The organism is Yersinia sp. SCPM-O-B-9106 (C-191), assembly GCF_026183365.1.
Lineage (GTDB): Bacteria > Pseudomonadota > Gammaproteobacteria > Enterobacterales > Enterobacteriaceae > Yersinia > Yersinia rochesterensis.
Map to the genome: position 1 here is coordinate 2,419,478 of NZ_CP110791.1, position 25,034 is coordinate 2,444,511.

The following is a 25,034-nucleotide window of genomic DNA, read 5'->3' on the forward strand; positions in this document are numbered from 1 at the left end:
AGTGACTCTAGCATAATCCGTCATGACATGGCGTTAGATGCATTAATAAACTGCATTACATGCGTCTTCCGCCCCATCAGGTAATGAAATAGTCTCCTGAATAAGTCTTATTTGGAGCCTCCCTACATGAAAGCGAATACTCACAACACAAACTCACTCAAATCTGCTGACCCGATATCTGCTGGCCCAATATCTGCTGGCCCAATATCTGCTGACCCGATAGTTGAAAATGCCCATCTGCGAAAAACCATGCTCAGTCTCGCTCTGCCAATGCTACTTTCTTCCTTAGCCACCAGCATTGCCAATGTCGGATTACCTACATTAACGCAGGCTTTAAATGCCTCATTTCAGGATGCGCAATGGGTGGTTTTAGCCTACTTGCTGGCGATAACCACATCGGCCATCAGTATTGGGCGCATGGGCGATATCATTAACAAGCGGCTGTTGCTAAAAACCGGCATTGGATTATTCACTGCGGCATCGGTGGGCTGTGCTTTGGCTCCGACCATGGGGATGTTGATTGCCGCCCGAGTCTTACAAGGATTAGGGGCTGCCGCCATGATGACACTGACATTGGCATTGGTCGGTGAAGCCGTTAGCCAAGAAAAAACCGGGCGCGCTATGGGGATACTCGGCACAGTATCCGCCATCGGAACCGCCCTTGGCCCCGCTCTCGGCGGCATGCTCATTGCCGGGGCGGGTTGGCCTGCTATGTTCTTAATCAATATCCCTTTTGGACTGTTGGCCCTGTTCCTGGCATCACGTTACTTGCCAACCAGCCAGACTCAAATACCTCGGCCTCGCTCAGGTTTTGATCCCCTCGGCATGTTGCTGTTAAGTCTGACTCTCGCGCTGTATGCGCTGTCGATGACATGGGGACATGGCACATTTGATGCACGTAATTTAGCGTTATTAGCCGCGGCAGCCATCGGTGTCGGACTATTTGTTTGGGCAGAAAAAAGGGCGAAATTCCCCTTAATTCAAACCGCTATATTGCACCATTCAGTGTTGCGCGGAAGTTTAATCATGAGCACATTGGTTGCTACCATCATGATGTCCACATTAATTGTCGGGCCATTTTATCTTTCCCGCGCGCTGGGCTTGCCAATGCAATGGGTTGGGTTAGCAATGTCTGCTGGCCCGATAGTCGCGGCACTGAGCGGTATTCCGGCGGGCTATGGAGTGGATAAATTAGGTGCTCGAATAATGGTCTCCAGTGGATTAGTTGCTGTCGTTTTCGGGTCCATGATATTGGCGATAATTCCCACAGACTTAGGTGTGCTCGGCTATGTCGTCCCCATTTGCCTGATTACGGCAGGCTATGCCATTTTCCAGACCGCTAACAATACCCTAGTGATTCAATCTGTTAGCGCGGGTCAGCGGGGTGTTGTTTCCGGCATGCTTAACCTTTCACGCAATCTTGGGCTGATCACTGGCGCATCGGTCATGGGAGCGATTTTTGCTTTCGCGTCAGCCTCTCATGATATTCAATTGGCAGCAGCGACGGATATTATTCGAGGAATGCGATTGACTTACGGCGTCACCGCACTATTAGCAACAATAGCATTAGGAATTTCCGCGAACCAATTGAGAAACAAATCTAATCAATAGGCATCTCTCACCCCACAGATACTGCCTGTTTATCACGCTGCTGAAAGGATTCACATTAAAAATTAAAACTCTAAAATATCAATTTACCTTAAACATGGCGGTTAGATGACCGTCATTGTTTTTCCAGTAAAAAACACAATAAATGATAGATATGAGATGGATGCGTGATTTTCTGATCAAAATTGGACACTTTTCGAATCTTACTGCTATTAATTAATCATCTAGATTTTTTAATCATTTGTGTCGTAAACATCAGTTGCGCTACGTCATTGGCCTAACTCAACTCTAGATTGCCTGGCTACAAATTATATGATTAAGGAAGCAATAATGAAGAAACCCTTACTTATTCTAGGTGCGATGGTTTTACTGCAATCCGCTCCGTCAGCGGAAAGTGCCGGTACCATAAGCGGGACGCTAGGTGCGACATTAACGATTATTAAAGGATGTTATCTCAATGACAGTTCTGCCCCTGGTGGCCTGACCAACTTAGGCACAATCAGCTTCGGCTCGGTGCCAGACTTAAATGTCCAGATTAAACAGCCATATAGCAGCACGGCCAATGGCACGCTAAATTTATACTGTAGCGCCGGAACCGCCTACAGTATCGGGATAGATAACGGAGCCCATGTCACCGGTACCCAGCGCCGGTTGGCCGGTGGGAGTTCAGAGTTTGTGAATTACAATTTATATAACGACGACGCCTATTCCGTCCCATGGACAACCACTGGCGCAGGTCTTCTCAGCGGGACCGCAACCTCTATTGCTACCCCTATCCCGCTCACTGTCTACGCGCAAGTTCCGGTGCAGGCGACGCCGAGTGTCAGCACCTATACCGACACCGTCAACGTGACTGTCAGTTGGTAGCCAGCATGACATGGGATATTGCCCCGGATAACTCACGGATAACTCGAGATAAAACGGCGCTCTTGTGGTTTATTTTTTTTCTGTTCTTACTGCGAACCTATCCGGCTGATGCCGTGACTAAAACTGCCAATATCACAGTCAATGCGACGTTATTGCCCACCTGCATCGCGGGCACCACAGTGGGGGGTACCACCAGCTTTGGCACCTTAAATTTTGGCTCAGCCACCGTGCTGAACACCCCGATAGCGGTTACCGGTCAGGCCAACAGCGGAGCGATTTCCGTCCAGTGCAGCAAAAGCACCAGCTTTAGCGTATTACTCAGCCCCGGCCAAAGCGGCAGTGTCAATAACCGTTATTTGGCTGGCGGGCCGACCAGTCAGCATGTGAATTACAACCTGTATACCGACTTAGCGCATAGCCAAATTTGGGACAACACCGTGGGGGTTTCACAAGTTGCCACCGGGCAACCCGTTACCCTCCCCGTTTATGGGCTGATCCCGATACAGAGCACTCCGGCTGCCGGCATTTATACCGACACCATTCAAGTTACTGTCAATTGGTAGGGAGAGAATAATATGGCACATAACAGTTTCTATCCCACCTTAATTCAATTACTGGTTCTTAGCTTATTCGGCTTACCCGTGACCGGCAGTTATGGGGAGACTTTAAATAGCCCCTTTGCAGTCAAAGCAACCATATTACCCGGCTGTATTTTAGGCAGTGGAACAACTGATAGCAGCAGTTTTGGCACACTAAATTTTGGCAATATATCTTCATTATCAACAGTAATTAATATCGTCTCCAGCCAAAACGCCGGTTCAATCATGATTCAATGCAGTGGTACACCCAGCATGACTCTGGCACTCAATAGCGGGGCAAATACCACCGGCAATATTTCCGCTGGCAGGCAGTTACTCAACAGTGCCACCGGTGAATATCTGTTTTATCAAATATTTCAGAACAGCGCCCGCAGTGTTATTTGGGGCAATGGCAGTAACGGCGGAACAGCGCAAGTTATTAGCGCAAACAGTACGCTGCAACAAATTATTTTATATGCGCAATTATTTGCCACCAACACACTCCCCACCGCGGGGAACTACACCGATACGCTATTAGTGACCGTCACTTATTAAATGGCTATTTATTTAATGTGGGTATTTTACCGACAAGGAGTTCACCATGCTTAAATTAACATCGCTCGCATCAATGACCTTGCTCCCATTGACAGTTTCATTCGCCATGGCCCTTACCAGCAGCCCACTCCATGCCGCTTCCTCAGTACTGATTTGGCCTATTGATCCTGTGATAAACAGTCATGAGAAAGCGACGGCGCTGTGGCTAGAAAATAAAGACAGCCAGCCGATTTATATGCAAATCCGCGTATTAGGCTGGCAGCAAAAAGCGGGGCAGGAAGATTACAGCAATCAGTCGGCTATTATTGCCAGCCCACCCGTAGCGACTATTTTGCCGGGTAAACGCCAACTGATCCGCCTGATTAAAAACACTCCGGTGCCCGCAGGCCAGGAACAAGCATTCCGAGTGTTGATTGATGAAATCCCCCGCAAAGATCCCAACGAAGACGCGCCTATGCCCTCTTTGAATATGGGGCTGATATTTCAGATGCGCTACTCCATTCCGTTATTTATCTATGGTGAGGGTCTGAAATCTGAAGATGCAAATAACCCCGCAACCTTCTTTCCGCTGAATCTTGGCTATAAGTTCATTCAGGATAACGGTAAAACGTGGTTGGCGATCCGTAATCAAGGACAGACTCATGCCCGAATTTCTCACGTCAGTTTACAAAATAAAAATATTAATAGCGGGCTGATGGGCTACGTGCTGCCAGGTAATGAAATGCGTTTTCAAGTTCCGGCTTCAGCAAGTGGCGGTCAATTAACAGCCTTGGTGAATAGTCACCCAAAACCTATTGTTATTCCCCATCAATAGACTATCCAGATGAAGAGTCTTTATTGATTAATGCAGGGTTAATGCGTTGATAAACAGGAATAAATGTAAACACGTTAGGGTTTGGCATGATTATCAAATTCAGGCTGTCGCCATTTTTGACATTGATGTATGCCTCAATGATATCTCCTGTATTTATACCACTAACGGTATTGGGGGATGATTTGCCTCCCCCGCCATCTGCTGCGGTGATGCCTGACACGACCTTATATCTTGAACTGGTGGTTAATGGCCGCAACTTCGGTGAAGCTGTGCCGGTGATATACCGTGGCGGGCATTATTATCTGACGTCCGAGCAGCTAAAAGCCGTCGGTTTCCCCTCATCCATAGCGAGTACGCCCGAAGTTGCCATTGATGCTATGGATAAAGTGCATGTCACCTATCAAGGTGATAACCAACGGTTACTCATTGATATTCCTAGTGAATGGTTACCGCGACAGCGGGTTAATACCACCACCACCGAGGACTATAATCTAGCTCAAAGTAGCCTTGGGCTGCTCTTTAACTATGATGTCTATGCCAGTCAGGGAGATAATAGCGGCCCCCCCAGTAATGTCTCGGCCTGGACAGAACAGCGCCTATTCGACCACTTCGGTTTGTTCAGTAACACCGGAGTTTATCGCACTAGTTTGACGGATACCGATAACATCACCGTCGAAAAAGGGTATGTCCGATACGATACTCAGTGGCGATTAAATGATGAAAATCATATGCTCAGCTACACGGCGGGCGATCTGATAACCAACTCACTCACCTGGAGCAGTTCAGTCCGCTTGGGTGGATTTCAAGTATCACGCAACTTTGCCATCCGCCCGGACTTAGTCACTTACCCGCTGCCCCAGTTTGCAGGTCAGGCAGCAATCCCCAGTACCGTTGACCTCTATATTGATAACTTTAGAACCCAATCGGCAATGGTTAACCCCGGCCCTTTTGTCATTGATAATGGGCCAAGAATCAATGGTGCCGGGCAAGCAACCGTGGTCACCACGGATGCATTAGGCCGCCAGGTCAGCACCTCAATCCCTTTCTATGTCGCCAGTAATCTGCTCAAGCCCGGTTTATGGGACTTCAGTATTTCCAGCGGCATGCTACGCCAAAACTATGGTATTCATTCTGCTGATTATGGTTCCCCGGTTGCCAGCGGAGTGCTTCGTTATGGCACTACCCCTTGGCTGACACTTGAGGGCCGGGCAGATATTGCCAAACAACTGAATGTCATGGGAAGTGGTGCCAGCTTACGTGTCGGTAATTATGGTGTTTTAAATGGTTCCTACAGTATCAGTCAAGCCGGTGATGAAGTGCTAGGCAGTGGCATCGCCCCCACAGAAACAAATGCCGATTTACCGGCCTCCTACTCGCCTCTGCGCTATGGCGGGCGCGGTGACCAATACGCACTCGGTTACAGCTATAGCAATGCATTTTTCAGTTTAAATGCACAGCGTATTACTCGCAGTGAAAACTACGGTGACCTGGCAAATTATAAAAGTGAATATCGGCCCAGTCGCCGTACAGACCAAATCACCGGCAGCCTCGGGCTGGGTGCCTATGGCTCTATCGGCTCCGGTTACTTTGATGTCCGAGATGCATTAGGAGAGCGAACCCGCCTGGTCAACCTCAGCTACAGCACCACTGTCGTGGGTAATACTAGTTTTTATTTCTCGGTCAACCGAGAGCTGGGCAGCAAAGGCTACAACGCACAAATGGTCTTCAGCATCCCGCTGGGGGACTGGGGGGCGGGCAGTATCAGCAGTGTGCGCGACACGAATAACGCTTGGAGCCAACGTGTCAACTATAGCCGTGCAACCCCGACCAATGGCGGGTTTGGCTGGAATTTGGCTTATGCCAATGGCACCGGTGAAAACAGCAGTTATCAGCAAGCCGACCTCATCTGGCGAACCCGCGTGATGGAGAGCCGGGTTGGTGTGTATGGCAATACCAGCGATTATCGTCGCTGGGGAGAAGTCAGCGGATCACTGGTCATGATGAACCATGGGGTCTATGCCAGTAATACTATTAATGATGCTTTTGCGCTGGTATCAACCCACGGTTTTGGCAAAATTCCGGTGAGTTATGAAAATCAATTAATAGGCATTACCAACGACGACGGTTATTTATTAATTCCGAATGTCACCTCTTATTATCAGGCAAAATTCCAGATAGACCCAATGAGCCTACCGGCGGATGTTTCCATGCCGGAAGTTGAACGCCGCCTGGCTATTAGCGAACGTAGCGGTTATTTAGTCGATTTTCCATTGCAACAAATTACCGCCGCGACGCTGCATATTACTGATGAATCTGGCAAAGATTTACCCAAAGGCAGCCCGATATTTACCCTCGATACTCAACCTGTCAGCTATGTCGGCTGGGATGGCATTGCTTATATTGAACAAACTAAACCCAATAACAAACTGAAAATAATCCGAGCGGATAATGGTGCCCATTGCACTGTGCAATTCGCACTGAAAAACAGTGTAGGAATACAGAATATCGGCACCCTGATATGCCAATAAGCGAAAGCTATCTGCCAATAAACAAAAATAGCGGAAATAACGGAGAACATATGACCCAGAAGAACATCAGAGCAGACGATGCTAGCAATCTCTTCGGTATTATCGCGCTGCTGATATTACTGATAGGATTTATGGTTCCCTCAGCCCACGCTGACTCCTGCACATTTTCACCCGGCGCTGTGACCTTACCACCAAGCTCATCAGTCGCGGCCAATACCACCGCAGTCAATGCTCAGGGCAACACTGCGATGTCTTGTTCCGGTCTGGGGGTCAGTTTATTATCGTCCTATTCATTGTCAGCCAAAATAACCAGCACTACGAATAATCTTAACCTTAAAAATTCGGCCGGAGACCTAATTCCTTACTCGATTTATCGCAATGGATCTTTTAGCCCAGCGCTGGGTCTCAATGGTGTACTGGATTACAGCAGCGCTAATCTACTGGTAGTCGGTTTAACGGGGATCACCGCAAATCTCCCTATCTATATCCGAACCGGGATTAATGGCGCAATTAACGTCAATATCAGTGCAGGGACTTATACGGATGTCATTAATCTGGCCTGGACTTACAGTATTTGCAAAGTCGCCGCACTGGGCGCATGCGTAGGTGGATATTGGAGTGGCAGCGGTATCGGCACCGATATTTCGTCAGTGACGGTCACTCTGGTCGTCAGTAAAGATTGCGCTATTAATAAATCCCCAGACGTCAATTTCGGTGGTTTTGCGTTAGTAGGCCAATTCAACCCCGTCAGCCAAAATATCACTCTCACCTGCACTAAAGGCTCGACCTTTAATACTTATGTCACTGCTGGGGATAATCCCGTAACCAATTGGCGGCAAATGAAACTGAACTCCACGACCGTCACTGACTATTTGCAATATCAGTTGTATCAAGGCGCTTCTGGCACCACATTATGGGATTCAACCTCAATGCAACCTGGCTCAGGAACGGGTGCCGCTCAACTTGTTCCTTATCACGCCGCTATTAACGCCAGTCAGAACCAACGAACTCCAGGCGACTATCAGGATAATGTAAGTCTGGTACTTGTGTATTAATTGTTAATTATGGGGATGTCGTATTTATCCTGCGTTGCCGTGGAGAGCTATATATTTCCCTTTATTTTTCAGTGTAATAATTGTTAAGAAACAACTTAAAGATAAGAAAATTCCGAATGAGCTGTACTAAATCTGTCCCTGTTATACAATCTGCGGGCTTAAATAATAGCCGAAAGACTTCTACCTAAGGAAAGCCGCGATTAAACAGGAGTGGGCACCATGACTGATTATGATAATCGGGAGAAATCAGCTGACATTACTCTGCTAAAAGAAATGAACAGCTTACGGGATATCATCGAAAATAATTCAGACTGGATCTGGGAAGTTGATGTTGCCGGCCGTTATACCTTTTCATCTGCAAAATCTATCGAGCTGCTAGGTCGTCTCCCGCATGAAGTGATTGGTAAAACCCCATTTGATTTTATGCCCGAAGATGAAGCTAATCGAGTGGGTGCGATATTTGCCAATATCGCGGCTGCGCGTATTCCTTTTGCGGGTATACAAAATCGTAGTATCCGCGCAGATGGCAGCGAAGTATTAGTAGAAAGCAGCGGTATCCCGCTTTTTAACAATAATGGAGAATTCAAAGGTTATCGGGGAATAGACCGTAATCTGAGCAATTTACCTTATGATGCCAATAAACGCCTTTTTGAGTTGGAATCGATTTATTCCAGTGCTCCAGCAGGACTGTGCTTTATCGATACAACCTTATGTTACCTTACAGTCAATGACTATCTTGCTGAATTATTAGATAAAAAAACCGTAGATGTTAATGGCCGTAAAGTGGCTGATTTCTTGCCCAGCATCATCCCTATTCTGAAAAATGCCCTGCTCAAAGCCTATTGTAACGATAGCATCCCTGATGCTGAGTTTCAGATGCCGGATAAACAACGGGTATTTTTCATGCGCATCAATGCCGCCAGATATCCAAATGGTCAGGTCAGTGGCCTGTCTGTCGCGATGATCGATATCTCTGCGCTGAAAAAGATGGAAGAAAAGCTGCGCAGCAGTAAACAACATTATCGCAATATGGTGGAACTGAACCCACAGATCCCCTGGACAGCCTCGCCAGATGGCATGATCACCAATATCAGCTCTCGCTTTGAAAAAATCACGGGGTTAACCCGCGAAGAAGCACTGGATGATAGATGGCTGCGAAGTATTCATGTGGATGACCGCCACCCCACATTAATAAGTTGGGAACATTCTCTGCAAACACAGGAACCACTCGACGTCGAAATACGTTTTTGCCATGTAGAAAAAGGCTGGAACTGGATGCGTATCCGCGCCGTCCCCAGCATTGACGATCAGGGTAATGTGGAGTGCTGGTACGGCACTGCAGAAGATATCCATGAACGCAAGTTACTGGAACTTAAGTTGATTAAGGCTAACCGGCGTCTGGAAATTCAAGCCAGAACTGACTCGCTAACCAAATTACCTAATCGCCGAGAGTTCAAGAAAGTATTGGCCCATGAATTTATGCGGGCAAGGCGCTCAAACTCGCCATTAGCCGTTTTAATGATTGATATAGATTATTTTAAGAATTTCAATGATTGCTACGGCCATATTTCTGGTGATGCATGTCTGCGGTTGGTCGCCAGGACATTGCGTAAATCATTGAAACGCAGCACCGATATTGTCGCCCGTTATGGCGGAGAAGAATTCGCCGCTATCTTGCCAGACACGGACCAAAAAGGTGCCAGTTTAGTGGCAGAACATATTCTGCAATCTATCAGGGCGATGGGTATCAAACACGGCGAAAGCAAATTCCGCAAAGTGACCATCAGCCTGGGGGTCACCGTCTATCAATCTCAACTGCACAGCAATATTACTGATCAGGCTGATTTGGTGCAGACTGCTGACCAGGCACTTTATTATTCTAAAAAGAATGGTCGTAATCAGTTTAATTTGGCCGAGCTTCCCCGCTAGCGGCTAGCGGCATTTTTTTCGCGCCACCTTCTGGCGCTTTTTTTTAGCTCGGCTATTCTCAATAAGGCGACCAGTCTGGTCATACCTCATACCACTCGGTAAAGAAGGAGTCTTTATGGGAAAAACTGTGGTAAAAATCAGAAGTTTCGAAGTGGATGACGCGGTATTATCCGCACCATTGGAGAAAGGCGAAAACACGCTCAGTATCCCGTGCAAGTCAGATCCTGAATTGTGTATGCAGCTAGATGGATGGGATGAAAATACCAGTATTCCTGCAACATTAGACGGTAAAGATAAGCTGCTCTACAAAAAACATTATGACCGACATCAAGACGCTTGGGTGATGAAGGTCACTTGACGGTTTAAAGATCCGTCACCCATAGCTAAAATTTATGAGTGGCGGTTTCTTCATTTTACATTCGATAAAACCGTTACATTCGATAAAGCTGGCCGCTAAACAGCGCTTGCTGCTTGCATCACAAACTCTGCTATCAGAATGTTTCCAACAGTTTGAATTGCATACAAATCAGCATCATATCTGGGGAGAATAGTTCGTATTCTTCAAAAAACCGCTGATGCTCTTTACGCCAATAAGCCAACGAACGATCGCCCTCACCTTCAGCAAAAGCATGCGCCTCATCAACCTGGGCAAAAGTTTTCAGCTCAACATCCGTCAACTCGACTGCACAAACTGGTTCATTGCGGCCATTGACCACAACAAAAACATCACCCGCCAGCGGGACACCTTCTTCATCTAATGCAGCACAAGTTGCCGTTTTAGTACCATTGAGAACCAATGCCAATAAATCATCCGCGACTTGTTCAGTATCACCAAAAGCCCAACGTTCAGCGTTTTCATATTTTTGTGGAATTGCAGCCATAGTTTCATTATTCCTATTCGTAATATTATTGATGCAGCGCATATTATACTTTAACGCTACGAACTCACTCTCGCATCAACATAAATTTTCGCTACTATACCTAAATTGTGGTAAAAAAATAAATCCCGTAAAACAATTTCAAATCAAACAATTTCAAATCAAACAAATCTATTGAGGTAAAAATAAAGGCCTATGGTGACCAAACGCTTACATACAAAACATTGGAAAATGTTTTTGGTGTTACTTTGCATCTGTGGCGCATTAATGCTGCTGCGGTGGGCGTCTATGATTTTTGGCTGATTGAACCGCCACTACTGTTTGTCTTTAGGCAAAAATAAACAGCCACATTTTGGGCACACTAACGCTGTATTTTTATGCACTTTTTCTGTGCTTTGTTCAGATGCTGCGCCGCAATCTGGGCACTTAATGTTCACTTTGGCACTGCTAACCAGTTTTCTGATGCTATCAAGAAATGACATATACTCGCCTCTCAGTTGTACAACCTCATTAGATTACGTTAACCAACGCCCCTAAACCGTGGCGTGGTCAGCGTTACTCAGATTATCTTTACCGGATGAGATCTCACTCAGTGGAAATAACCGGTTTTGCAGGAGACAATGGAAAGAAACAAGCAGAAAATGGAAAGATACGAGGGGGAAACATTCACCACGCTGCATGGCTGGCATGCTTGGCGTAGTGAAATGGTAGGCAGGTTATTGGAAACCCTTGGTCTGGGATCAGTGATTCCATAATTCTTGGATCAACCCTCTGACCCGAACCTTGGAAGCACCAGCAACCAGGCTGATAATACGGTTCGCACTCAACGTAGAAACATCCGTATTCCATTCATCAAACGAATGATCGGAATAACTGTCGTTGAAAACCTTTTTTATCGAGGATTCAGCTTCGGACATCTCACTGAAACTCTTAGCGTTTATTAAGCACTGAGCAATGATTGAGACTTTTTTCATGTTTTATCCTTGATTATCGGTCGCATAGTGTAGCACAATCTCACTCTCTCTGCTCGTATGCTGCTTAAATTGTTTTCTATTTAGGCTAACCGATTGATAAAAAACGAAATCCAACAAATATTATCAGTGACTCTTACCTCTAGCTCGTTTGACCCATGCGCTTATTGGCCCGAAAAGTCTGATCTGCAATCTCGATATTTTCTAAAAAAAGTCGATTTTGTCGCAAATCAGTCACAATAAATTCATTATTTATTCATTTGTTGTGCGCTTTTTATTCAATTAAAGTCTATAGTGTAATGGATCTGACATGGTCACATGTTTTACTCGCGTAGGTAACCGAGGTATCAAATGATCAGTAATTTCTTTCTCTATTCACTTTTTATTATTTATATCGGTGCCGCAGTTGTTGATGGCTCGCTGCCTCTATTTAGCCAGATGTAGCCAGATGTCGTTATATTCAGTCTAATGTGAGTCTGTTGCCACGTTCGCGTTAGAGATTGCATCTTGCAATAAGGTCCCCATCTCAATAGCACCCGGCGGCCGTAACGCCCACTTAGGCCCCTGTAAAGCCTCGGCATAACCCGCCTGATATAAATGCTCCATCTTCACCGGATCAAAAATCTCTGCGCCGTTAATATCAATATCCGGTGGAATAGTTATCCAGTGAAATCCTGATTTTTCAGCCAATGAGAAAGCATAAATTCGGTATAAATCGCCGACTAATGCCGCTTTACTGGTTGAATCCAGCGTGCGCAAAGCAATATTTCGGACCAATCGCGGGGTGGGTGCCGGTTGTGGGCCAAGCTGACCATTGTGAATAATATAAATGTCTTCTTTACTCTCGGCTAAGCCCGCTCTGGCACGCACCACTTTGGAACTGTATACCCCACCATTGTAAAAAACTCGCGCCGCAACACCGCCATCGACATGCATTTCATCGTAATGTTTACCTTTAGCCACCACATCAAAAAATACGGGTGAAAAAGCGACGGGGACGGAGGAGGAAGCAAGCATCACTTTACGGAATAATATTAAAGCTTCCGGAGTCCCTTTCGTGGCAATCATCCCCATGTTCCACACAATAAAGCGCTGCGAATCAAGATCAACCGTGCCCATATACAACCGCCGCCCTTGTTGATGGGCCTTGGCTATTTCACTCAGTAATTGAGGTGTTATATGACCATCAATGAGCTGAGATAATGGACTGGTATCCGCCAATGACTCGCGGAAAAATAGACGAAAGAGCAGATTATCCAAATGGAAAATATCTTGGGTGGTCGTCGTGGTATAAAAGTCATGCAGCGCCTGGTCATAATCACTGCCTAAAAAGGCAAAAGGCGCGATCAGGGCGCCGGTTGATACCCCACTCACCACTTTAAAAACCGGCCGTTTGCCCGTTTTAGTCCAGCCATTCAAAAAACCGGCACCGAAGGCGCCATTAGGGCCTCCGCCTGATAAAGCTAAATGAGGATAAACATGAGTTCCATCAGCCACGCGGAACATCTCTTTCGGTTCGTCTTGATAGGATTGCAGTAAATCTGCTTCAAATATTGGGCTAATATGCCCGGCTCCCGCGCGAATATTGGGCATTCCAGGGATTTCGGCCTCCGGCATTAGCGCCACAGGTACTGGATTTCTGGGTAATTGACTACAAGCGCCTAATAAAAAAAAGCCCGTCAGTAGCACCGAGACACGTATTAACTTCCCACTTTTTATCATTATTTTTTCCAGCAACTCGGCCATAGGTAACTCACTAACTTTATATTATTTTCATGACAATCGCCTAAAACCGAGCTACCGATTAAGCCACTGTTGCTGTGAGGGATTAGAGTAATAACCAGCCGTACTATGCTGGTTTCAAGAGTTTCTCCCCACCGTCTGGGATTCACTATTTTTGTGACAACGCACGCCATTGCTGTACTGAAGGCCGTTGCCATTGATAACTTGCATACTTACGCAAATATGCCGGCAGTTCGTCACTATTGAGCGCCAGCCGGTTAAGCATTAACGTCAAATCAGTATCTGCAATGCACCATTCACTGAATAAATTCTTCCGACCATCCTAAAGGCTGAAAAAATCCGCACCTGTATACAACGTAATGGCTTGCTGATTCATAGTGGCTCCACCGGGTTATTACTAAAAGATGACGTTAATCGATTTTACTGTTCGCTGAAGTTTCCGGTTGCTCTGTATTATTTTCGATATAAAGTGTGCGACTGGGAAAAGCAAAGTCTGCGCCATGCTGATGCACTATATCGATAAATTTCAAATAACAGTTTTGCTGAACTGCCAGCCATTCAGCCCATACTTTGGTCTTAGTAAAGCAATAAACCATAATATTGAGAGAAGACTCGCCAAACCCATTGAAATAGACCAATAAGGTCTGTTGCTGATCAATATCATCATTATTGGCTAAAAAATTGTGCATTTCATCCACAATTATTCCTATTTTATCCGCATCCTCATAACGCAGCGCCAGAGTGGTTTTTATTCTGCGGTTGGTCATGCGGCCTGGGTTTTCAACACTAATGTCGGTGAATATGGAGTTAGGAACATACAGTGGACGATTTTCAAACGTCATTATTTTTGTCAGCCGCCAACCTATTTCAACAACAACACCCTCAATATGGCGATCGGGTAAACGTATCCAGTCTCCAATATTAAAAGGGCGATCAAAATAAAGCATCACGCCAGAAAAGAAATTACTCAAAATATCTTTTCCAGCCATACCGACAGCAAGCCCCCCAATACCGCCAAAGGTAACTAGCCCGGAAAAACTCATGCCCAGATGTTCACCATAGAGTAGAACGACCACCACCACGAAGGTAATTTTCAGCATGCGCGAGATGATTTTAGCGCTGGTGATATCACTCCCTTTTGCCACCTGTCGCTTTTCTAATACATCAAATAATACAAACATCCTACGCATCAACATCAGCAGGATAACTGACATACAGATAAAATTAACTGTCTTGGGCGTGATAAAGTTTATCTTTATGTCAACAAGTGCATTATTGATGATTTTTCCCACCACAATTACCATGACAGACCACAGCAGGAAGCTTACAAATTGTAATATAAACCTATAACGAGAATGGTGCCGTCTCATTCCCCACACTGAGACAATTAATAAGGCAATGATGCAACTGATGACCAAAATCAGCCCGACAATGTTTTCCATAGTAAATTGAGCAACCATATGCCTTATGCCCTCAAACCTATCTCATGTGCTACTTCTCGCCTGTTCATAGGCTGCAAATAACATTTATATCGCAGCCCAGAGCCGAAAAACACACTAACGAAGATTAATCTTCTGCGGGTATATCATCTAAAATCGTCAGCAAAATATCCGCATCCGGGGTTGTGATATGTTTCCCTTCCAGGAAACCTGCGAGTTTGGCTTCAGCATTATGCTCGTACACTTCATAACCTGCAATTCGATAACCCGGCACACCATCCTGACCACGAATATACTCATCGCCGTCAATATAGTACTCAACAACACCGTTGGCATCTTCAATCTCGTAACGTTTATCAAACGGGAACTGTTTCATCACTCATCCTAAAAAAACACTGCATACCGATATAATGCCAAAATACCGCTTTTTTAGGAAGCACTAGCCGCAACGCTATTCAGTCTCATTTTCAATACCTTTTTATATCGAGGATGCTCGGCATATATACTCCTTTTCATTAAATCTTAAACGCCTCTAATCCTAATGTTAAAAATCCTATTTGATTTTACACCACTAATTTTCATGCCAAACAAAGCCATCCAAGGTAAACTAATACGCCTAAATAAGGGGATGGGATGAGCACGGAAATATTTATTGCGGTATTGGGTGCGGCGTTATTGCATGCTAGCTGGAATGCTTTAGTCAAATTTGGTGCTGACCGTTTAGTGGCCATTTCGGTAATGGCTTTTTTTTCCGGTGTCATCTCATTTTTCGGTATTTTCTTTGTTGGTTTACCCTCACTTAGCGCGATCCCTTGGTTACTCCTGTCAGTCGCTTTTCACACCGGCTATTGCCTCTTTCTCAGTAAAGCCTACGAGCAAGCAGAGTTTGGGCAAATTTATCCGATTGCCCGCGGTGTGGCACCATTATTAAGCGCCCTGCTGTCGTGGTTAATTTTGTCTGAAATCCCACGAACAATGGCTTTATTAGGGGCCGTTATTTTGGTTTCTGGGGTCATCATGATGACATTTGATGGTCGCCATGGCCCAAATAAACTTAATCTCAGGGCCATCCTCTACGCATTAACAACTGCGGTATTTACCGCCTGTTATACCCTATCCGATGGAGCAGGAAGCCGTGCCAGTATTGAACCGCTCAGTTATATTTTATGGCTATTTATGTTCAATGGCATGACCATGTTTGGGCTACTTTGGGTTCTGCATCGCAATGTGGTTTTTCGTGAAATCCGACAACATTGGCGTCACGGCATCATCGGGGGGGCCATGCAATTACTGGCTTATGGCATTGTCATTTGGGCCATGAAAAGTACGCCAATTGCCTTGGTAGCCGCACTCCGCGAAACGAGTGTCCTCTTTGCAATGATTATTTCTATCTGGATGTTAAAAGAAAAACCCTCGGTGTTACGGCTTATAGCCAGTGCCATTATTATGGCTGGAGTGGCTATTACCAAATTTGGTTGATTTTTCATCTCCCAAGGAAACGCCTATTGCCTCGATAAAAACGAGTGTGCGACCTCTTCTGTAAATACGCTATACTCATATAAATCCTATAAATAAGGAGAATATATGCTCATAGGATTTGCTTTACTGGTTAGCACCTGCGGAATGGATGCTTGCGAGGCTCTGCCCGTCACTGACGATATTTACGCAACACGCCATGAGTGTATGGCTGTAGCTGCTCGTCTTCATCAAAGAAGACCCGATGTAGTATTGATTTGTGGTGAAGTCTACCGCCACTCTGATAGTGATAAATCTGAGTAATACATGTAGAGTTAGTTTTACTGCCTAAATTTAACTCTCCCAACAGTCATAACCCCGCGTGCTCTCTTCATTGTGTAAACAGTCTGTTATGCGAAAAAAAATTATTGCGACAGGAGTAATCAAATAGAAAGTCCTGCTACGCTTTAATTAAGTATCAAAGGCAATATGAGTATTAAATTATGGCATATAAACACTTATCAAAAAATAGGCCATAACAATGAGTAAACATCCGTTCACCAGGAGATTTACAATGAATCATCCTTCATGCGATATCTGAACATGTGTAAAGAACACCGTAAATAACGGGTTATTGCTTTTACATATAAAGGATTCCAAAAATGCTCCAATTCGATGCTTATAGCACACTCGTCGCTGCAAGCCTGGTTCTATTACTAGGAAGGCAGTGCGTCAAAAAAATTCCTTTATTACAAAAATATGCTATTCCTGACCCCATCGCTGGCGGCTTACTGGTTGCATTAATATTTCTACTTATACACCAAACCACAAGTTGGGAAGCTCACTTTGATACGTCATTACGTGACCCATTGATGTTGACCTTTTTTGCCTCAATTGGTCTTAACGCTAATCTCGCCAGTTTAAGGGCGGGTGGAAAGGTATTAATAAAATTTATCGTCGTCGTTATTGGTCTGTTGTTATTACAAAATACAATTGGCATTGGTATGGCTAAAATGCTCGGGCTGGAACCTTTAATGGGATTATTGACCGGGACTATTACTCTGTCTGGCGGACATGGTACTGGGGCCGCTTGGAGCAGTGTGTTTGTTAAGAATTATGGGTTAGTTAATGCTACTGAAGTTGCGATGGCCTGCGCGACCTTTGGTTTGGTATTAGGTGGGTTAATCGCCGGGCCTGTTGCACTTTATCTAATTAAACATTCTGCGACACCTAATGGAAGACCAGAGGATGCGTTGCAACCGACAACTTTCGAAAAACCTCAGTCAGGGCGAATAATCACCTCATTGGTTTTGGTCGAAACCATCGCCATGATTACCATTTGTCTGATGGTCGGTGGCTATATTAGAGAACTGCTGGCGGGATCAGTATTTGAATTACCTGTATTTGTTTATGTCCTGTTTGTTGGGGTTATTCTCAGTAATATACTCGCTTACACTCGGTTTTATCAGGTATTTGACCGTGCAGTCTCTATATTGGGTAACGTCAGTCTTTCCCTTTTTCTGGCAATAGCGTTGATGAGCTTAAAGTTATGGGAGTTAGCCTCACTGGCCCTCCCAATGTTGGCTATTCTACTGGCGCAAACACTGCTGATGGTATTATACGCAATATTTGTAACTTACCGGGTTATGGGGAAAAATTACGATGCTGCGGTTCTTGCCGCTGGGCATTGTGGTTTAGGTTTAGGTGCTACACCCACGGCAATTGCCAATATGCAGGCGGTTACCGATCGTTTCGGGCCATCTCACGTAGCCTTTCTTATTGTTCCGATGGTCGGGGCATTCTTCCTGGATATAGCCAATGCTATCGTAATTAAGTTGTCTTTATTACTCCCTATGTTTATCCCATTAAGTTGATTTAATTAAGCGCCCGACTAAAAATAACTCAAAATTTGGCGTTGTTATAAAATACAACGCCATTAGGTTCACAAAAAATACGATTAATTAACCACAAGGAGAGTAAAAATCACGCGTAATTAGCGCCCTTTCTTCTTACGTCCTGGTTGAGTGAAACGCTTACGGGCAGCAGAGTTACCTTCTGATTTCTCAGTGTTTTTAGCTCGGACAATGACGGGTTTTTTATCTGCAGCTACTTTAACTTTCGGCTTTTTTGACGGTTTTTCATCAGACGACGAATTCTCAATCAGCTTGAATAATTCTGTCAGTTCATCGTCGGTCAAATCTCTCCACTCGCCTTGCGGCAAGCCTTTCAGATTGACGTTCATAATACGGGTGCGCTCAAGCTTGGTCACTTCATAACCGAAATGCTTACACATACGGCGGATTTGGCGATTAAGACCCTGCACTAATGTGATGCTAAACACAAAGGCGGCTTCTTTTTTCACTTTACATTTTTTGGTCACAGTTCCCAACATCGGCACACCCGCACCCAAGCCGAGAATAAACTCGTCAGTCACCGGTTTATTAACCGTCACCACGTATTCTTTTTCGTGATCATTCCCAGCGCGCAGGATCTTGTTGACTAAATCGCCGTGATTCGTCAGGAAGATTAATCCTTGCGAGTCTTTATCGAGACGCCCGATAGGAAAAACACGTTTACTATGGTTAACGAAATCAACGATGTTATCGGATTCACCATCCTCCGTGGTGCTTATGATGCCAACTGGTTTATTTAATGCGATCAATACTAAGTCGTTTTCGTCACGCGGTTCGATAAGTTGGCCATTAACTTTCACCACATCCCCGACATATACCTGATCGCCAACCGCAGCCCGCTTGCCATTAATAAAAACATTTCCTTGTTCGATGTAACGATCAGCATCGCGGCGCGAGCAGACACCGCTCTCGCTAATGTATTTGTTAAGACGAATGGATGAGTTAGTCAGCATAATTTTCCGTAAAAATCGGACTATACCACGATACGTTACAAATTCTACAAGACTGCTTAGCTGGGAGACAGCGGAGTAATACCAACATCACAGATAGTCCTTAAAGGTTGGCGCTAACAACGCATCCATTACGTGGTAACTTGAATTCAGTTATTCTTTTTCTGACCAGTGGTCAACGGCGTACAGTGCGTTATAATATACAAGCTAAACTAGTTACGGACAGAAGTGACTGTTTGCCATTTAATAACCCATGGAAGATATCTTCACAATGAAAACCTCGATTATCAGTTCTCTTATTTTTACCACTCTTGCAGCATCGCCTCTTTATGCATCTGAACAAAAGATTCTCACACAACAGCAGATAGCGACTATTGTCAATAACACCCTGACTCCATTAATTGAAAAACAGGATATTCCCGGCATGGCCGTTGCTGTGTTTTATGACGGCAAACCCTTGTTCTTTAACTATGGCTTTGCCGATATAAAAAATCGCCGCCCGGTAACGGAAAATACCTTATTCGAACTTGGCTCAGTCAGTAAAACTTTCACTGGGGTAGTCGGTGGATATGCTGAGCAAACAGGTATTCTTAACCTAAGTGATTCTGCAACAAAATATAGCCCAGAACTAACTGGCCTTCAGTGGAAAGATATTAGCATGCTGAACTTGGCGACATATACCGCAGGTGGTCTGCCTCTTCAAGTTCCTGATTCTGTCACTAGCATGAAACTATTGTGGCAATACTACCAGCAATGGCAGCCACAGTGGGCACCCGGTGTGATGCGAAACTACTCCAACGCCAGTATTGGATTATTCGGCACACTGGCAGTGAAAAAAAGCAATTTGTCGTTTGAAGACTATATGACCCAAAATGTTTTTCAACCTTTAAAGTTAACACACACCTTTATAACTATTCCCGATTACATGCAATCAGACTACGCGTGGGGATATAAAGACGGTCAACCGGTTCGTGTCACTCCAGGGGTACTGGCGGCTGAAGCCTACGGAGTAAAATCTACTGCACAAGATATGGTAAAGTTTATGCAGGCAAATATTGAGCCTGAAAAACTTCTGGCTGATAATGATAAATTAAAGAAAGCCATCATCGCCGCCCAATCACGTTATTACCGATCAGGGAACATGTTCCAAGGGCTGGGATGGGAAATGTATGACTGGCCTATTAATTCACAAGAAGTCATTGCTTCCAGTAGCAATGAAATTGCCTTGCAACCTCATAAAATTAACGCATTGATGCCTCCATATTCTGCTGTTCCAGCATCTTGGGTACACAAAACGGGTAGTACTAATGGTTTTGGCGCATATATTGCTTTTATTCCAGAGAAGAAGATCGGAATAGTGATGTTAGCTAATAAAAATTACCCTAATCCTGTCCGAGTGGAAGCAGCCAATCATATTCTTCAATCATTGTATTAATAATACTGCCGAATAGCTAAATATAAAAATTGTCTCTTGATACAGTGTTCTGTTCAAGAGACAATTTTCACCTTTTCCCCAAAAACCAATACACGGCTATTTAAGTAAAATATTATCCCAAGCACCTTAATAAAGCCGGAAATTCATTGGCTGGTCTAATTGCCAACCTTACTCCCAAAGTGCGAAATGTTTGCCCAGTTGCGCACCGCGCTATATCAAAACCAACAGCAAACGTGATGAGGCCATAGTCGAACTTGCCGGGCGAGTAGGTTATTGACCAAATCATCCAGCTTTGCGGCCATCATTTTATGATGCCAGTTCACCAATAGCCGGTCACTCTGCAACAGCTCAAACCAAATGAGGGTGAAATTAAGAAATGATTTTTCCGATCGGGATTTCAGGGCGACACGCGACGGGAAATCCAGATTTTCCCATTCGAGAATATCGCTCATGTGGTGATCCTGCTATCGCGCCATGGTTGGGTGATTTATCGCCATTATTCCCCTTGCACTTTTTGCCCGATAGGGACAAAATGACATTTGTAATTACAGATGTCATTACATAAGTGAGGTTCAAAAATGGGTAACATTAATATTCGCATTGATGATGACTTAAAAGATCGTTCTTATGCGGTACTGGAAAAGCTGGGGGTCACCCCCTCTGATTTGCTGCGCCAGACACTGGAATATGTGGCACAAAGTGGCAAACTGCCCTTTAAATCCGTGTTGCTGACCGATGAAGATCAAGCACTGGTCGCCGTAGTCAGAGAACGTTTAGCCAATCCACAACCGGTCAGGGTGTCACTGGATGACTTATAATCTTGATTTTGATCGCCGGGCGCTAAAGGAATGGCATAAGCTCGGCGATACCGTACGCCAGCAATTTAAGAAAAAGCTGCTCGAAGTGATTAAAAATCCACGCGTTGAAGCCAATAAACTGCGCGACTTACCTGATTGTTACAAAATAAAACTACGCAGCGCCGGATACCGCCTGATTTATCAGGTGCAAGACGAAAAAATCACGGTTTTTGTGGTTGCCGTGGGTAAACGGGATCGTGAAGAAGCCTACAGTGAAGCTGGCAATCGCGTCTGATTGTCAGTTTTCAATCCAACCCCAGCAATTTACCCTCTAACATCTGCTGTACTTTCGCATAATCTTCTGGCGTGTAACTCACCTGGCTAATGGCACCACCATCAGGGCCGCTGATTTCGGTCTTATTTTTCAGCATACCCAAATGCTGATCCACCATTTTTAGCGCGTCGTCCTGATTACGAGTAATGACTTCTAAGCCAAACTTGCCTTGCTTAACACCGGCATAAAGGCGGCGTGCCGAAATCGATAAATCCCGCGAATCATGAAAATGCGCCCTGCCTTGTCCCTCACCATTACAACGTGGGCAATCTGGATTGGGATCTAGCGTACTGTCAAAACCGTAACCGCTATCATCCAGTGGCGCAGGTTTTCCGTTATTGGTTCGTTTCTCCGACTCTTCCTGATATTCCTGCTCGTTAGTCCACTGGTATTTATTTTCAATCCCCCAGCAGTGACGACAGCATAAACGGCGAAACTCTGAAATTTCGTTGGCGTTGGCCGTGGCAATATCCCACCACCAATTTAAAACGGCATCTTGCGTGATATGCGTCCGTTTTTCTCTGGCTTCCATAGCATCGCGGATGGCCTTGTTTACCGATACATGGCGATACAACCGACGGGCAGCGGCAGCACCGGTTAGCCAATATCTGACTAACTGGCGATATGTGCTGACGTAATGCCACACGGGTAAAAGACACCTTAGACGGTCTTGGTGGAATGCTTGAAGATAAATTCGACGCCACTATGTCATTTATCAGAACTCTTGATGGTCATGCAGACGTTTGTGATAAAGAAGCTAAACGCTATGCGGACCGGAAAAAAAGCTGGATAAAACAATCTAATTTACTCAGAAAGTATCTTCTTGAATGTCTTATTACATCAAAACAAGACACGTTAAAAACCAGCCTTAACACGTTCACCGCACGCAAAGCCTCAGTAAAACTAGTGGTATATGATGTGGATTTTTTACCTGACGAAATGGTGGATGTTCAATCAGTTACGGACGTTATCAGCACTCCCAAAATGGATTTGATAAAGGCCGAAATTGAAAAAGCGCAAGCCATCGCAAAAGTAAAAGCACTTGAAGAAGGAAAAGAAATTGACGAGGTATTTATTAATCCGGTACCTGGAACAAAGTTTGAAACCGGCGAACGTTCGTTAGCCGTCCGCTAACTGATTTTTAAAAATCAAAACCGAACCGGTCAGCGCGTTACTATGCTGGCCGGTCATATCGAGGTATGACCAATGGCTAAATTAATGACATTAACCGAATGGTGTGATGAAACCTATACGACTGATAAGCCGACGATTCAAACCCTCCAACGGTGGGCCAGAAATGGCAATATTTACCCTGCGGCAGAAAAACACGGCAGACAATATCGCGTGCGGCCTGGTGCCATTTATATACAGCCCAAAAGCTACAGAATGGCGAAAGCGCTGAACATTTCACATTCTACGATACCGCCAATATTGGAGAAGATGGGTTATGGCAAAAAGGCCGGGAAAGTATGACGCTAATTTGCCCAAAAACCTCACCTTTAGGCGTGTTCAACAAACTTTCTATTGGCGCAACCCGCTAACTGGAAAGGAATTATCTCTCGGCAAAATTGCCCGGCGAGACGCCATATCTCAAGCCATAGAAGCCAATAATTTCATTGAACAAAACTACACTCCTGTCGCGCTACTAGAAAAGCTCAAAGGCACGCAGGAGTTCACACTGGCAGCATGGCTAAAACGATATGACGTCATCTATAAGCGCCGGGAATTGGCCGAAAACACCTATAAAGTTCGCAAGGGACAAATAGCCATGATCAGCGAAAAGATGGGTAACAAGGTGTTAGCTAAAATCAGCACGCGACATATTGCCGAGTTTTTAGAGTTTTGGGTAGCACAGGACAAAAAAACCATGGCTGCCACCATGCGATCAGTGTTGTCTGATATTTTCCGAGAGGCGATTGTCGAGGGCCATATAGATAATAATCCAGTGACACCGACACGCTCAGCTAAACCGGTAGTAAAACGTGAGCGCCTGGAACTGGATCAGTATCTCGCTATTCGTGAGGTCGCTGACACATTACCGGCGTGGTTTGGGCTATCAATGGATCTGGCGCTAGTCACTGGCCAGCGACGTGAGGATTTATCTCTGATGCGCTTTGACCAGATTGTTGATGGCAGATTACAGATAGACCAAGGCAAAACCGGAGCCAAGATTTCCCTACCCTTAGACCTTGAACTTAAAGCTGTCGGCCTGCGGCTAGGTACAGTAATTGATCGATGTCGATTAGCGAGTAATACAGATTTTATGATAAGTGCAGGCATCAGAAAAAATAGCCCTGACGGATCACTGCACCCAGATAGTCTGACTAAGAAATTTGTGACAGCTAGGAAAATGACAGATTTACGTTTTGATGAGAGTCCGCCAACTTTTCATGAGATCAGAAGTCTAGCCGGACGATTGTATGAAAAGGAAAAAGGTAAGGAATTTGCGATGAAACTACTAGGGCATAAATCGGAGAAAATGACGAACAAGTATCTTGATACAAGGGGGAAAGAATACGTGATGCTATAAAAGGCCGAATATCAGATTTTGATAAAATTTCGATAAACCACAAAATTCACCTTTAAAATCAACAAGTTAAAAAAAGACCGAATACGATTCCTAAAGGTGAGAATTCTTAGATTTATCTATATAAAACAATAAGATAATCAGAGTTATGACCTTTAGCATACGTTTAACACCGTCTTTAAAAGATCAACATGATCATATATTTATCAGCTATTTCGAAAATTCTCGGGAAAAGTTCGGGCGCTAAAATGAGGAAAACATGACATCGACACTATTTATAGTCTGCTTAATACTGGCAGCCGTAATGATCACTATCCACCCTGCTCTCTGTGTTCCGTTTGTTATCGCCGCTTACCTGCTAGCAGGTAAAGACAATATGCACATGGATAGTAACGCCAGCATCATTTTAGGGATCATCGGATTTATTCTGTTATTGGTCCTGTTCGTCATTGTGAATGACGCTATCAAATAGCTATTGATACTGTAATGAAATTAGTCTCTCCTCAATCTGACAGCCAGCTCATAGTGAGGAGCCGATGTAATATACCCACCGATTCAAAGTGTCTAGAGCATCCATGGTGATTCAGTTTTTAATCCAATGGTGACTTAATACTTGGAACTTATTATTCTTCGATTTGGTGTAAAAAGTGACATAACT

At 44.8% G+C, this 25,034-nt stretch carries 28 protein-coding genes and 3 pseudogenes; 20 read left to right on the plus strand and 11 right to left on the minus strand.

From position 1 onward, the window contains the following. The first annotated feature begins 126 nt into the window (after window positions 1–126). The 5 genes from OP863_RS11105 (at window position 127) to OP863_RS11125 (ending at window position 4,422) form a co-directional block, all read left to right on the plus strand. A complete protein-coding gene (locus OP863_RS11105; RefSeq protein WP_145588191.1) occupies window positions 127–1,611 on the plus strand; it encodes an MFS transporter in 1,485 nt (494 codons plus the stop codon). Window positions 1,612–1,938: 327 nt separating this feature from the next. Next, complete coding sequence (locus OP863_RS11110) at window positions 1,939–2,475, plus strand: spore coat U domain-containing protein (protein ID WP_186368385.1); 537 nt, start codon at window positions 1,939–1,941, stop codon at window positions 2,473–2,475. Window positions 2,476–2,480: 5 nt separating this feature from the next. Beyond that, complete coding sequence (locus OP863_RS11115; protein ID WP_038632493.1) at window positions 2,481–3,038, plus strand: spore coat U domain-containing protein; 558 nt, start codon at window positions 2,481–2,483, stop codon at window positions 3,036–3,038. Window positions 3,039–3,050: 12 nt separating this feature from the next. Further along, window positions 3,051–3,608: a spore coat U domain-containing protein gene (locus OP863_RS11120; RefSeq protein ID WP_038632491.1), complete on the plus strand. Its 558-nt coding sequence runs from the start codon at window positions 3,051–3,053 to the stop codon at window positions 3,606–3,608. 46 nt (window positions 3,609–3,654) lie between these two features. Next, entirely contained in the window at window positions 3,655–4,422 is a 768-nt protein-coding gene (locus OP863_RS11125; protein WP_038632489.1) for a molecular chaperone, read from the plus strand. 1 nt (window position 4,423) lies between these two features. On the opposite strand, the gene OP863_RS11130 is transcribed toward OP863_RS11125, so the two are convergent. Next, a complete protein-coding gene (locus OP863_RS11130) occupies window positions 4,424–4,642 on the minus strand; it encodes a fimbrial protein (RefSeq protein ID WP_235202971.1) in 219 nt (72 codons plus the stop codon). Here OP863_RS11130 and OP863_RS11135 point away from each other — a divergent pair. The 4 genes from OP863_RS11135 (at window position 4,560) to OP863_RS11150 (ending at window position 10,292) form a co-directional block, all read left to right on the plus strand. Beyond that, window positions 4,560–6,950, plus strand: coding sequence for a fimbria/pilus outer membrane usher protein (locus tag OP863_RS11135; protein ID WP_235895023.1), 2,391 nt, complete (start codon window positions 4,560–4,562; stop codon window positions 6,948–6,950). The genes OP863_RS11130 and OP863_RS11135 overlap by 83 nt on opposite strands. Window positions 6,951–7,000: 50 nt before the next feature. Beyond that, window positions 7,001–8,005, plus strand: coding sequence for a spore coat U domain-containing protein (locus tag OP863_RS11140; protein WP_038632484.1), 1,005 nt, complete (start codon window positions 7,001–7,003; stop codon window positions 8,003–8,005). Between the two features lie 219 nt (window positions 8,006–8,224). After that, window positions 8,225–9,934, plus strand: a complete 1,710-nt coding sequence (locus OP863_RS11145) for a diguanylate cyclase (RefSeq protein WP_145588185.1) — start codon at window positions 8,225–8,227, stop codon at window positions 9,932–9,934. Window positions 9,935–10,049: 115 nt separating this feature from the next. Continuing rightward, on the plus strand, window positions 10,050–10,292 hold the full coding sequence (locus tag OP863_RS11150) for a YebV family protein (RefSeq protein WP_038632480.1): 243 nt from the start codon (window positions 10,050–10,052) through the stop codon (window positions 10,290–10,292). Window positions 10,293–10,425: 133 nt separating this feature from the next. On the opposite strand, the gene OP863_RS11155 is transcribed toward OP863_RS11150, so the two are convergent. Then, on the minus strand, window positions 10,426–10,815 hold the full coding sequence (locus tag OP863_RS11155; protein ID WP_265525259.1) for an ASCH domain-containing protein: 390 nt from the start codon (window positions 10,813–10,815) through the stop codon (window positions 10,426–10,428). Window positions 10,816–11,007: 192 nt separating this feature from the next. Here OP863_RS11155 and yniD point away from each other — a divergent pair, with 192 nt between their 5' ends. Continuing rightward, a complete protein-coding gene (gene yniD / locus OP863_RS11160) occupies window positions 11,008–11,115 on the plus strand; it encodes a small membrane protein YniD (RefSeq protein ID WP_086019094.1) in 108 nt (35 codons plus the stop codon). A gap of 11 nt (window positions 11,116–11,126) precedes the next feature. On the opposite strand, the gene OP863_RS11165 is transcribed toward yniD, so the two are convergent. From OP863_RS11165 to OP863_RS11190, 6 genes and pseudogenes are all read right to left on the minus strand, one after another. Further along, window positions 11,127–11,294 carry a YnfU family zinc-binding protein gene (locus OP863_RS11165; RefSeq protein ID WP_215624503.1) on the minus strand — a complete coding sequence of 56 codons (168 nt, stop codon included), beginning with the start codon at window positions 11,292–11,294 and terminating at the stop codon, window positions 11,127–11,129. 258 nt (window positions 11,295–11,552) lie between these two features. Continuing rightward, window positions 11,553–11,786, minus strand: a complete 234-nt coding sequence (locus OP863_RS11170; RefSeq protein ID WP_038632477.1) for a hypothetical protein — start codon at window positions 11,784–11,786, stop codon at window positions 11,553–11,555. Between the two features lie 462 nt (window positions 11,787–12,248). After that, the gene (locus OP863_RS11175; RefSeq protein ID WP_050291406.1) at window positions 12,249–13,505 is read right to left on the minus strand and encodes a patatin-like phospholipase family protein; all 1,257 of its coding nucleotides are present in this window, start codon (window positions 13,503–13,505) and stop codon (window positions 12,249–12,251) included. Between the two features lie 169 nt (window positions 13,506–13,674). Then, window positions 13,675–13,848, minus strand: a pseudogene (locus tag OP863_RS11180) (glutathione S-transferase); the annotation flags it as partial. An 88-nt stretch (window positions 13,849–13,936) separates the two neighbouring features. Continuing rightward, a complete protein-coding gene (locus OP863_RS11185) occupies window positions 13,937–14,986 on the minus strand; it encodes a mechanosensitive ion channel family protein (RefSeq protein ID WP_145588182.1) in 1,050 nt (349 codons plus the stop codon). Window positions 14,987–15,092: 106 nt separating this feature from the next. Next, complete coding sequence (locus tag OP863_RS11190; RefSeq protein ID WP_145588180.1) at window positions 15,093–15,341, minus strand: hypothetical protein; 249 nt, start codon at window positions 15,339–15,341, stop codon at window positions 15,093–15,095. 257 nt (window positions 15,342–15,598) lie between these two features. Between OP863_RS11190 and OP863_RS11195 the strand changes: the two genes are divergently transcribed. The 3 genes from OP863_RS11195 (at window position 15,599) to gltS (ending at window position 18,294) form a co-directional block, all read left to right on the plus strand. Further along, window positions 15,599–16,444, plus strand: coding sequence for a DMT family transporter (locus tag OP863_RS11195; protein ID WP_038632471.1), 846 nt, complete (start codon window positions 15,599–15,601; stop codon window positions 16,442–16,444). A gap of 105 nt (window positions 16,445–16,549) precedes the next feature. Further along, the gene (locus tag OP863_RS11200) at window positions 16,550–16,744 is read left to right on the plus strand and encodes a hypothetical protein (protein WP_038632469.1); all 195 of its coding nucleotides are present in this window, start codon (window positions 16,550–16,552) and stop codon (window positions 16,742–16,744) included. Window positions 16,745–17,082: 338 nt separating this feature from the next. Then, on the plus strand, window positions 17,083–18,294 hold the full coding sequence (gltS, locus tag OP863_RS11205; protein ID WP_265525260.1) for a sodium/glutamate symporter: 1,212 nt from the start codon (window positions 17,083–17,085) through the stop codon (window positions 18,292–18,294). 119 nt (window positions 18,295–18,413) lie between these two features. Here gltS and rluF read toward each other — a convergent pair whose 3' ends face one another. After that, window positions 18,414–19,286: a 23S rRNA pseudouridine(2604) synthase RluF gene (gene rluF, locus OP863_RS11210; RefSeq protein ID WP_145592025.1), complete on the minus strand. Its 873-nt coding sequence runs from the start codon at window positions 19,284–19,286 to the stop codon at window positions 18,414–18,416. Window positions 19,287–19,554: 268 nt separating this feature from the next. Here rluF and ampC point away from each other — a divergent pair, with 268 nt between their 5' ends. After that, window positions 19,555–20,718: a class C beta-lactamase gene (ampC, locus tag OP863_RS11215; protein WP_071841717.1), complete on the plus strand. Its 1,164-nt coding sequence runs from the start codon at window positions 19,555–19,557 to the stop codon at window positions 20,716–20,718. A 275-nt stretch (window positions 20,719–20,993) separates the two neighbouring features. On the opposite strand, the pseudogene OP863_RS11220 reads toward ampC, so the two are convergent. Continuing rightward, a pseudogene (locus OP863_RS11220) lies at window positions 20,994–21,170 on the minus strand (terminase); the annotation flags it as partial. A 126-nt stretch (window positions 21,171–21,296) separates the two neighbouring features. Between OP863_RS11220 and OP863_RS11225 the strand changes: the two are divergent. Together OP863_RS11225 and OP863_RS11230 are read left to right on the plus strand one after the other, a co-directional pair. Then, on the plus strand, window positions 21,297–21,536 hold the full coding sequence (locus tag OP863_RS11225; protein ID WP_012105237.1) for a type II toxin-antitoxin system RelB/DinJ family antitoxin: 240 nt from the start codon (window positions 21,297–21,299) through the stop codon (window positions 21,534–21,536). Then, window positions 21,526–21,810, plus strand: coding sequence for a type II toxin-antitoxin system RelE family toxin (locus OP863_RS11230; protein ID WP_038632447.1), 285 nt, complete (start codon window positions 21,526–21,528; stop codon window positions 21,808–21,810). The genes OP863_RS11225 and OP863_RS11230 overlap by 11 nt, the downstream gene beginning before the upstream one ends. A 10-nt stretch (window positions 21,811–21,820) precedes the next feature. Here OP863_RS11230 and OP863_RS11235 read toward each other — a convergent pair. Next, window positions 21,821–22,438: pseudogene (locus tag OP863_RS11235) on the minus strand (terminase small subunit); the annotation flags it as partial. Window positions 22,439–22,527: 89 nt separating this feature from the next. On the opposite strand from OP863_RS11235, the gene OP863_RS11240 reads away from it, so the two are divergent. The 4 genes from OP863_RS11240 to OP863_RS11255 all read left to right on the plus strand — a co-directional run bounded on the left by OP863_RS11240 (window position 22,528) and on the right by OP863_RS11255 (window position 24,848). After that, on the plus strand, window positions 22,528–22,983 hold the full coding sequence (locus OP863_RS11240; protein ID WP_145592026.1) for a siphovirus Gp157 family protein: 456 nt from the start codon (window positions 22,528–22,530) through the stop codon (window positions 22,981–22,983). A 72-nt stretch (window positions 22,984–23,055) separates the two neighbouring features. Next, on the plus strand, window positions 23,056–23,322 hold the full coding sequence (locus tag OP863_RS11245; protein WP_265525262.1) for an excisionase: 267 nt from the start codon (window positions 23,056–23,058) through the stop codon (window positions 23,320–23,322). Beyond that, window positions 23,297–24,379: a tyrosine-type recombinase/integrase gene (locus tag OP863_RS11250; protein WP_265525263.1), complete on the plus strand. Its 1,083-nt coding sequence runs from the start codon at window positions 23,297–23,299 to the stop codon at window positions 24,377–24,379. Before OP863_RS11245 ends, OP863_RS11250 begins: the two co-directional genes overlap by 26 nt. Window positions 24,380–24,635: 256 nt before the next feature. Beyond that, a complete protein-coding gene (locus OP863_RS11255; RefSeq protein WP_265525264.1) occupies window positions 24,636–24,848 on the plus strand; it encodes a hypothetical protein in 213 nt (70 codons plus the stop codon). Window positions 24,849–25,034 lie beyond the last annotated feature (186 nt).

Excerpts from the sequence above, each read along its gene's own strand:
- OP863_RS11105 (WP_145588191.1), top strand. The coding sequence starts at position 127 with ATGAAAGCGAATACTCACAACACAAACTCACTCAAATCTGCTGACCCG.
- OP863_RS11110 (WP_186368385.1), top strand. The coding sequence starts at position 1,939 with ATGAAGAAACCCTTACTTATTCTAGGTGCGATGGTTTTACTGCAATCC.
- OP863_RS11115 (WP_038632493.1), top strand. The coding sequence starts at position 2,481 with ATGACATGGGATATTGCCCCGGATAACTCACGGATAACTCGAGATAAA.
- OP863_RS11120 (WP_038632491.1), top strand. The coding sequence starts at position 3,051 with ATGGCACATAACAGTTTCTATCCCACCTTAATTCAATTACTGGTTCTT.
- OP863_RS11125 (WP_038632489.1), top strand. The coding sequence starts at position 3,655 with ATGCTTAAATTAACATCGCTCGCATCAATGACCTTGCTCCCATTGACA.
- OP863_RS11135 (WP_235895023.1), top strand. The coding sequence starts at position 4,560 with ATGATATCTCCTGTATTTATACCACTAACGGTATTGGGGGATGATTTG.
- OP863_RS11140 (WP_038632484.1), top strand. The coding sequence starts at position 7,001 with ATGACCCAGAAGAACATCAGAGCAGACGATGCTAGCAATCTCTTCGGT.
- OP863_RS11145 (WP_145588185.1), top strand. The coding sequence starts at position 8,225 with ATGACTGATTATGATAATCGGGAGAAATCAGCTGACATTACTCTGCTA.
- OP863_RS11150 (WP_038632480.1), top strand. The coding sequence starts at position 10,050 with ATGGGAAAAACTGTGGTAAAAATCAGAAGTTTCGAAGTGGATGACGCG.
- OP863_RS11155 (WP_265525259.1), bottom strand. The coding sequence starts at position 10,815 with ATGGCTGCAATTCCACAAAAATATGAAAACGCTGAACGTTGGGCTTTT.
- yniD (WP_086019094.1), top strand. The coding sequence starts at position 11,008 with ATGGTGACCAAACGCTTACATACAAAACATTGGAAAATGTTTTTGGTG.
- OP863_RS11165 (WP_215624503.1), bottom strand. The coding sequence starts at position 11,294 with ATGTCATTTCTTGATAGCATCAGAAAACTGGTTAGCAGTGCCAAAGTG.
- OP863_RS11170 (WP_038632477.1), bottom strand. The coding sequence starts at position 11,786 with ATGAAAAAAGTCTCAATCATTGCTCAGTGCTTAATAAACGCTAAGAGT.
- OP863_RS11175 (WP_050291406.1), bottom strand. The coding sequence starts at position 13,505 with ATGATAAAAAGTGGGAAGTTAATACGTGTCTCGGTGCTACTGACGGGC.
- OP863_RS11185 (WP_145588182.1), bottom strand. The coding sequence starts at position 14,986 with ATGGTTGCTCAATTTACTATGGAAAACATTGTCGGGCTGATTTTGGTC.
- OP863_RS11190 (WP_145588180.1), bottom strand. The coding sequence starts at position 15,341 with ATGAAACAGTTCCCGTTTGATAAACGTTACGAGATTGAAGATGCCAAC.
- OP863_RS11195 (WP_038632471.1), top strand. The coding sequence starts at position 15,599 with ATGAGCACGGAAATATTTATTGCGGTATTGGGTGCGGCGTTATTGCAT.
- OP863_RS11200 (WP_038632469.1), top strand. The coding sequence starts at position 16,550 with ATGCTCATAGGATTTGCTTTACTGGTTAGCACCTGCGGAATGGATGCT.
- gltS (WP_265525260.1), top strand. The coding sequence starts at position 17,083 with ATGCTCCAATTCGATGCTTATAGCACACTCGTCGCTGCAAGCCTGGTT.
- rluF (WP_145592025.1), bottom strand. The coding sequence starts at position 19,286 with ATGCTGACTAACTCATCCATTCGTCTTAACAAATACATTAGCGAGAGC.
- ampC (WP_071841717.1), top strand. The coding sequence starts at position 19,555 with ATGAAAACCTCGATTATCAGTTCTCTTATTTTTACCACTCTTGCAGCA.
- OP863_RS11225 (WP_012105237.1), top strand. The coding sequence starts at position 21,297 with ATGGGTAACATTAATATTCGCATTGATGATGACTTAAAAGATCGTTCT.
- OP863_RS11230 (WP_038632447.1), top strand. The coding sequence starts at position 21,526 with ATGACTTATAATCTTGATTTTGATCGCCGGGCGCTAAAGGAATGGCAT.
- OP863_RS11240 (WP_145592026.1), top strand. The coding sequence starts at position 22,528 with ATGCTTGAAGATAAATTCGACGCCACTATGTCATTTATCAGAACTCTT.
- OP863_RS11245 (WP_265525262.1), top strand. The coding sequence starts at position 23,056 with ATGGCTAAATTAATGACATTAACCGAATGGTGTGATGAAACCTATACG.
- OP863_RS11250 (WP_265525263.1), top strand. The coding sequence starts at position 23,297 with ATGGCAAAAAGGCCGGGAAAGTATGACGCTAATTTGCCCAAAAACCTC.
- OP863_RS11255 (WP_265525264.1), top strand. The coding sequence starts at position 24,636 with ATGACATCGACACTATTTATAGTCTGCTTAATACTGGCAGCCGTAATG.